The 7398-nt window shown below is 41.3% G+C and carries 3 protein-coding genes; 2 read left to right on the top strand and 1 reads right to left on the bottom strand.

The window, feature by feature from the left end; all coding sequences use genetic code 11:
* On the top strand, positions 1–2833 hold a 2833-nt coding region (locus MUP17_12620; GenBank protein ID MCJ7459815.1), incomplete at its 5' end, for a protein kinase.
* 21 nt (positions 2834–2854) lie between these two features.
* Complete coding sequence (locus MUP17_12615) at positions 2855–5779, top strand: protein kinase (protein ID MCJ7459814.1); 2925 nt, start codon at positions 2855–2857, stop codon at positions 5777–5779.
* A 75-nt stretch (positions 5780–5854) separates the two neighbouring features.
* On the opposite strand, the gene guaA is transcribed toward MUP17_12615, so the two are convergent.
* Positions 5855–7396 carry a glutamine-hydrolyzing GMP synthase gene (gene guaA, locus MUP17_12610; GenBank protein MCJ7459813.1) on the bottom strand — a complete coding sequence of 514 codons (1542 nt, stop codon included), beginning with the start codon at positions 7394–7396 and terminating at the stop codon, positions 5855–5857.
* Between the last annotated feature and the right edge of the window lie 2 nt (positions 7397–7398).

Below are 7398 nucleotides of genomic sequence, written 5' to 3'. Positions count from 1 at the left end.
GTTTTTGCCACCTCACCTGACCTCTGAGTTTGAGGAGAAAGAAAGATTCATCCACGAAGCCAAAGCCGCATCAGCTTTGAATCATACCAATATCACCACCATTTATGAGATAGATGAGTTTGAAGGGCAGATGTTTATAGTGATGGAATATGTAGAAGGTAAGACTTTAAAGCAGGCGATTGAGAAAGAAGCTCTTTCTATAAAGAAGGTTTTAGATATCGGGATACAGATATGCGAAGGTCTGGCGATGGCTCATGAGAAGGGTATAGTGCATAGGGATATCAAATCAGACAACATAATGCTTACTCCTAGCGGTCAGGTTAAGATAATGGACTTTGGACTGGCAAAACTAAAGGGAGCTACCAAGCTTACCAAGACCCGCTCGACCTTAGGGACTCTTGCCTATATGTCACCAGAGCAAGCACAAGGTGAGGAAGTTGACCAGAGAAGCGATATTTTCTCTTTTGGAGTGGTCTTATATGAGCTTTTGACCGGTAAGCTTCCTTTTGCTGGAGAGCATCAAGCCGCTGTTATCTACTCAATAATCAACGAGGAGCCACAACCAATAGCCCGTTTCAACAATCAGGTCTCAGCTAAATTAGAAGACATGGTTTACAAGGCATTGGTAAAAGAAAAAGATGAGAGGTACCAGCACATAGATGATCTTCTGGCAGATTTAAGAAGGGAAAGAAAGAGCTTGGATTATCTGAAGACCGGACAGATTCCTAAAGAGGTTATTCTTCCCAAGCCTAAAAGGAAAGTTCTTCCGATTGCAATTCCTGCCTCAGTTGTGGTCATCCTGGTTTTACTTTTCTTGATTCTTAAACCTTTCAAATTTGAAATAGCTCCGGAAAAAGGGGCAATAGCTAAGGAGAACTCCCTGGCAGTGATGTATTTTGACAATCTGGTTGATCCGGAGGACAAGCAAAAGCTTGGCGAAATTGTTACTAACCTGCTTATCACTGGTTTATCGGAGTCACAATATCTCAAGGTAGTATCCAGCCAGAGATTGTATGATATCCTCAAGCTTTTAGGCAGGGAAGGAGAGAAAAGGATAGATAAGAATATGGCAACCCAGGTTGCTACAAAAGCCGGGGTTAAGTGGATGCTTCTGGGGAGTATACTTCAAGTTAAGCCAAGAATCGAAATAACGACCCAGTTAGTTGATGTCGGAACCGGTGAAATAAAAGCATCCCAGCGAATCACCGGAGAGAAGGAACAAGACATCTTTTCTTTGGTTGATAAACTAACCGTAGCATTAAAAAAAGATTTCTCGCTTCCTGTCTCAGCCCAGCAGGAGAAGGAACCATCAGTAGCTAAGGTTACCACCCATTCCCAAGAAGCATATCGTTACTATCTCGAAGGCACTGATTACTGTTATAAACTTTACTTTGCAGAGGCAGAGAGAAGTTTCAATAAAGCTCTGGAACTTGATTCTACCTTTGCTATGGCTTATTATTGGCTGGCAGTGACTAAAAACTATGAAGGCGATACTCGGGCAGCAAGAGAGTCTATTACCAAAGCTGCAAAATACACAGATAAGATAACCCACAAGGAGAAACTCTATATTGAAGGCTTTGAGGCATATGTAACAGGTGATTATCCTCAAGCTATAAAGGTACTAAAAAAGATAGTGGAAAGTTATCCTGATGAAAAACAGGCATTTTTTACCTTAGGGCATATTTATTATCGCAATCTACACCAGTCCGAAGAAGCAATTCATTACCTTAACAAAGCCATCCAGATAGACCCTCTCTACAAGATGGTTTACAATCTTCTTGCCTATGCCTACGATGCAATGGGGGATTTTGATAAATCCATCTGGGCTATAAACAAGTATATAGAATTAGCCCCGGATGAACCTAATCCCTATGATACCAGAGGTGACCTTTATGCCCGGAACGGAAAACTCGACCAGGCAATTGAATCTTACAAAAAAGCTTTAGAGAAAAAACCAGATTTTTATCTATCTCGCTGGAAACTGGGGGATATGTATGTTTTCAAGAAGGATTATGCTAAAGCGGAAAGCTGTTTTCAGGCACTCTCATCCAGCAGTGAAAAGTTCTACAGGTCGATGGGAAGGTTATACTTAAAACATATTCCTTTTTATCAGGGGAAATTTGAAGATGCCCTCAAGGTTCTGGACGATGGCATTGCCGCAGACAGAATGGAACAGTTTGAATCAGAATTGAACGCCTATAAACATTTCGATAAGGCATTTCTTCTCTGTGAAAGGCAGAAAAAGATGGGTTTAGCGTTAAAGGAAGCAGAGATAGGCATGGAAATATACAAAAAAGCCAAACCTGATGATCCAATATATGGGAGGGATGGTTACGCTTTTCTTCTCACTAAGAGTGGAAAAATCGCTGAAGCTGAGGAATTAGCAAAGGCTTTAAAAAAGGATATTGAGGAGAAGAATCCAAAGCTGATGTTTTCTTACTGGTGGACATTGGGCGACATTGAGTTAATCAAAAGGGACACAAACATGGCATTGAGCTATTTAGAAAGGGCGTATAAGGACTCACCAACTCCGTCTTTTGATCTCCGTTGTCATCTGGCAGAAATTTACTTGAATAAAGGCAGACTGGACGAGGCAGTATCTCAATTAGAAAAAGCACTTTCAAGATATGATGATGACAGAGTATGGTCTTCCAGGGCAGTGAAAGCATATTATCTTTTAGGCTTGGCTTATGAGAAATCAGGCTGGACTAAAAAAGCAATTGAGCAATATGAGCAGTTTCTGGATATCTGGAAAAATGCTGACCCTGGGATACCGGAAATTGCGGATGCAAAGGAAAGACTGAAGAAACTGAAAGCAAACAGTAGGCAGTAGACAGTATATAGGGTAAAAAAAATGATCGGCAGAATAATTTCTCATTACAAGATTTTAGAAAAGCTTGGCGAAGGTGGGATGGGCGTGGTGTACAAAGCAGAGGACACTAAGCTCAAACGCACCGTGGCTTTGAAATTTCTGCCTCCTCACATTTCTGAAAGTGGAGAAGAAAAAGAACGTTTTATCCACGAGGCGCAGTCTGCTTCTGCCCTGAATCATCCTAACATCACTACCATCCACGAGATTGATGAATTTGAGGGGCAGATGTTTATAGTGATGGAATACTGCGAGGGTAAGACTTTAAAGCAGATAATCGAAAAAGAGCCCCTTTCTATAAAAAAGGTTTTAGACATCGGAATTCAGATCTGTGAAGGTTTAACCGCCGCTCACAAGAAGGAGATAGTTCATCGGGATATAAAATCAGACAATATAATGGTTACCAAAGAGGGACAGGTTAAGATAATGGACTTTGGTTTAGCTAAACTGAAAGGAGCCACCAAGCTAACCAAGACTCGTTCAACCATAGGTACCCTTGCCTATATGTCGCCAGAACAAGCTCAAGGCGAGGAAGTAGATTCCAGAAGTGATATATTCTCTTTTGGAGTGGTTTTATATGAGCTTTTGACCGGGAAACTTCCTTTTGGAGGAGAACATCAAGCTGCTATTGTTTATTCTATAATCAACGAAGAGCCCCAGCAAGTAGCCAGATATAACAATAAAGTTTCATCAGAGTTGGAGCGGACAGTTTTCAAAGCACTGGCAAAAGATAAAGAGGAAAGATACCAGCATATTGATGATTTATTAGCAGATTTGAGGCACGAAAAGAAGACTCTGGAATATCTGAAAACTGGACAGATTCCTAAAGAGGTAACAGTACCCAAGCCTAAAAGGAGATTTCTTCCGATTGCAATTCCTGCATCAGTTGTTTTTATCTTAGTTTTACTTTTCTTAATTCTCAGACCTTTCAAATTTGAGATTGGTCCGGAAAAAGGTGCAGTAGCCAAAGAGAACTCCTTAGCCATAATGTATTTTGAAAATTTGAAAGATCCTGAGGACAAAGATAAAATTGCACGGATGATTACCCATCTATTGATAGCAGGTCTCTCTGAATCACCTCAATATCTGCAAGTGGTGAGCAGTCAAAGATTATATGACATTTTAAAGCTTTTAGGCAAAGAGAATTTGAATGTAATAGATAAAACCGTTGCCTCAGAGGTTGCAAGAAAAGCGGGGGTGAAATGGATTGTGACCGGAACGGTACTTCAGACTAAACCGAATATGGTTTTGATCTCGGAGATATCCGAGGCCACAAGTGGTAAGCTGTTAGCTACCAAACAGGTCAGCAGCGCAGCAGGTGAGGACCTATTCTCAGTTGTTGACAAGTTAAGTGCACAGATAGCAAATGCTTTAACTTTGCCGGAACAGGCGAAAAAAGAACTGGAAAAACCAGTAGCAGATGTTACCACTCATTCACAGCAGGCATATCGTTACTATCTGGAGGGGATGGATAACTTTAATAAATATTACTTTACAGAGGCGGAGAAAAGTTTTATGAAAGCTCTGGAATATGATTCCACGTTTGCGATGGCATATTACAGGTTGGCTTCCTCAAAAAGGGGTGAGGAGAAGAAAAGATTAACGGCTAAAGCAGTGAAATATTCGGACAAAGCCAGTCAGAAGGAAAAATATCAAATAAAATCCTGGGCCGCGTATGTATCACTGAATTACAGTGAGTCGATTAAAGAACTACAAAAGATCGTGGAACGCTATCCCGACGAAAAAGAGGCATTTTATATTTTAGGGGCTTACATGTATGCTGATAAGCTCCACGAGTTCAAAGAGGCAATTTATTACCTTAACAAAGCCATTCAGATAGATCCTCTCTATAAGGTTGCATATAATGCCCTTGCCTATGCTTACAATGAAATCGGGGATTTTGATAAATCCATCTGGGCTATAAATAAGTATATAGAATTAGCCCCGGATGAACCTAATCCCTACGATTCAAGAGCTGATTTATATGCCTGGAATGGTAAGCTCGACCAGGCAATTGAATCTTACAAAAAAGCTTTAGAGATAAAACCGGACTTCTATATGTCTCGGTTCAAACTGGGGGATATGTATCTTTTCAAAAGGGATTATGCTCATGCGGAAAGCTGTTATGAGGCACTTTCTTCCAGCAACGAGAAGGTTTACAGGTCAGGAGGCAGGCTCTGCTTAGCTTTGATTCCCCTATACCAGGGAAAGCTCGAAGAAGCCCTTAGGACTTTAGACGATGGTATTGCAGCAGACAGAATGGAACAGGTTGAGGAAGAGGCGAATGCATATAAACATCTCATGAAGGCATCAATCTATGAGGATAAGAAAAAGTGGAGTTTAGCACTAAAAGAAGCAGAAATTGGCATAGAAATTCTTAAAAAGGTAACACCTAACGACCCGGACAATGGGAAGGATTATTATGCCAGTCTTCTGGCAAAGAGTGGAAAAATCAGTGAAGCTGAAGAACTCACCCGGGCTTTCAAAAAGGATATTGAGCAAAAGAATCCAACCCTGATGTATATTTATTGGTGGACCTTAGGTGACATTGAACAGGCTAAAGGAAACATTAAGACGGCAATAGATTATTTTGAAAAGGCAGAGAAAGATGCCCCGACCCCATCTTTTTACAGGCGTACTCATCTTGCGGAAATTTACTTAAAGATAGGCAGACTGGACGAAGCAGTAGCTGAATTAGAAAAGGCACTTTCGAGATATGATAATGACAGGGTATGGCGTACAGAAGCAGTGAAAGCTTATTATCTTCTGGGTTTGGCTTATGAGAAATCGGGCTGGAACAACAAAGCGATTGAGAAATATGAGGAGTTTCTGGATATCTGGAAGAATGCTGACCCGGGGATTCCAGAAGTTGCAGATGCGAAGGAAAGGCTAAAAAAACTAAAAAAGTAGACAGTAGACAGCAGACAGTAGACAGGGAAAAAGGCGAACTGCTGGGTAGAGACGCATGCGATGCGTCTCTACTGATTATTCCCACTCGATTGTGGCTGGGGGTTTGGAGCTGACGTCGTAGACTACTCGGTTTATTCCCTTGACCTCGTTAATTATTCGATTGGAGATTTTTCCTATTAAATCATAAGGGAGATGTGCCCAGTCTGCAGTCATCCCGTCTAAGCTGGTAACAGCTCTTAAGGCAACGACATTCTCGTAAGTTCTTTCATCCCCCATCACCCCAACTGACTGGACTGGCAAAAGAACGCAGAAAGCCTGCCAGACTTTTTGGTAATGTTTTGAGCTTTTTAGCTCCTGAATAAAAATGTCGTCCGCTTCTCTCAGAATATCTAACCTTTCTCTGGTGATCTCGCCTAAAATCCTCACGGCTAAGCCGGGACCAGGGAAGGGGTGCCTTCCAATAATATTATCCGGCAGTTTTAGCTCCTTTCCGATTCTGCGCACCTCGTCTTTGAACAGCTCTCTTAAGGGTTCAATCAATTTTAAATTCATCTCTGCAGGCAGACCTCCAACATTATGATGACTCTTGATGGTAGCAGAAGGTCCTTTAAAAGAAGTTGATTCGATCACGTCCGGATATAAAGTACCCTGGGTTAAAAATCTCACCTCACCTATCTTATTGGCTTCCTCTTCAAAAACTTCAATAAATATCCTGCCGATGATTCTTCTTTTCTCTTCCGGGTCGATTACTTCTTTTAAGCGTGATAGGAACTTCTCCGAAGCATCCACGAAGATTATGTTCATATCAAAATCTTTAAAAGCCTCCTTAACCTGCTGGGCTTCGTTTTTTCTCAACAGGCCATTATCCACGAAGATACAGTTGAGCTGTTTTCCAAGTGCTTTATTCACCAGGAGCGCACAAACAGAGGAATCAACTCCTCCGCTTAATCCCAGGACGACTTTTTCATTTCCGACTTTTACTTTTATCTCTTTTACCGTTGATTGGATAAACGATTTGGGGGTCCATTCGCCGTGACATTCACAGATGTCATAGAGGAAATTTTGAATTATCCTTATTCCGTTCTGGGTATGAGCAACTTCAGGATGGAACTGCACACCGAAGATTTTCTTTTTTGGATTTTTAACTGCGGCAAAAGGGATATTCTCAGATGAGGCTAATTTTCTATATCCTTTAGGAAGTTTAGATACGAAATCCCCATGGCTCATCCAGACCTGCAGCTTTTTTTTGAAACCTTTGAAAAGGTCTTTATGCTCCTCGATTCTGATTATTGCTTTTCCGTACTCCCGGCTTTTACTTTTCTCCACTTTCCCACCAAATAGATATGCCAGTAGCTGAAGTCCATAGCAGATGCCTAAGATCGGGACATTCAATTCAAATACTTTTATATCGCAGACTGGAGCTCCTTCATCAAAGACGCTGGATGGTCCGCCGGAAAGGATTATCCCTTTGAGATTTTTATCATTGAACGAATCAGGATTGGCGTTAAAAGGTAAAATCTCACAATAGACTTTGCTTTCCCTGACTCGCCGGGCAATAAGCTGGGTGTACTGTGACCCGAAATCGAGAATGACGATGGTCTCTTCTTTTTTTAGCATTC

The sequence above is a fragment of the Candidatus Zixiibacteriota bacterium genome (genome assembly GCA_022865345.1).
Lineage (GTDB): Bacteria > Zixibacteria > MSB-5A5 > MSB-5A5 > RBG-16-43-9 > RBG-16-43-9.
This window is presented reverse-complemented; position numbering and strand designations above follow the sequence as displayed.

Bases quoted from the DNA above. Each gene is read 5' to 3' on its own strand.
- MUP17_12615 (MCJ7459814.1), top strand. From the start codon at position 2,855: ATGATCGGCAGAATAATTTCTCATTACAAGATTTTAGAAAAGCTTGGC.
- guaA (MCJ7459813.1), bottom strand. From the start codon at position 7,396: ATGCTAAAAAAAGAAGAGACCATCGTCATTCTCGATTTCGGGTCACAG.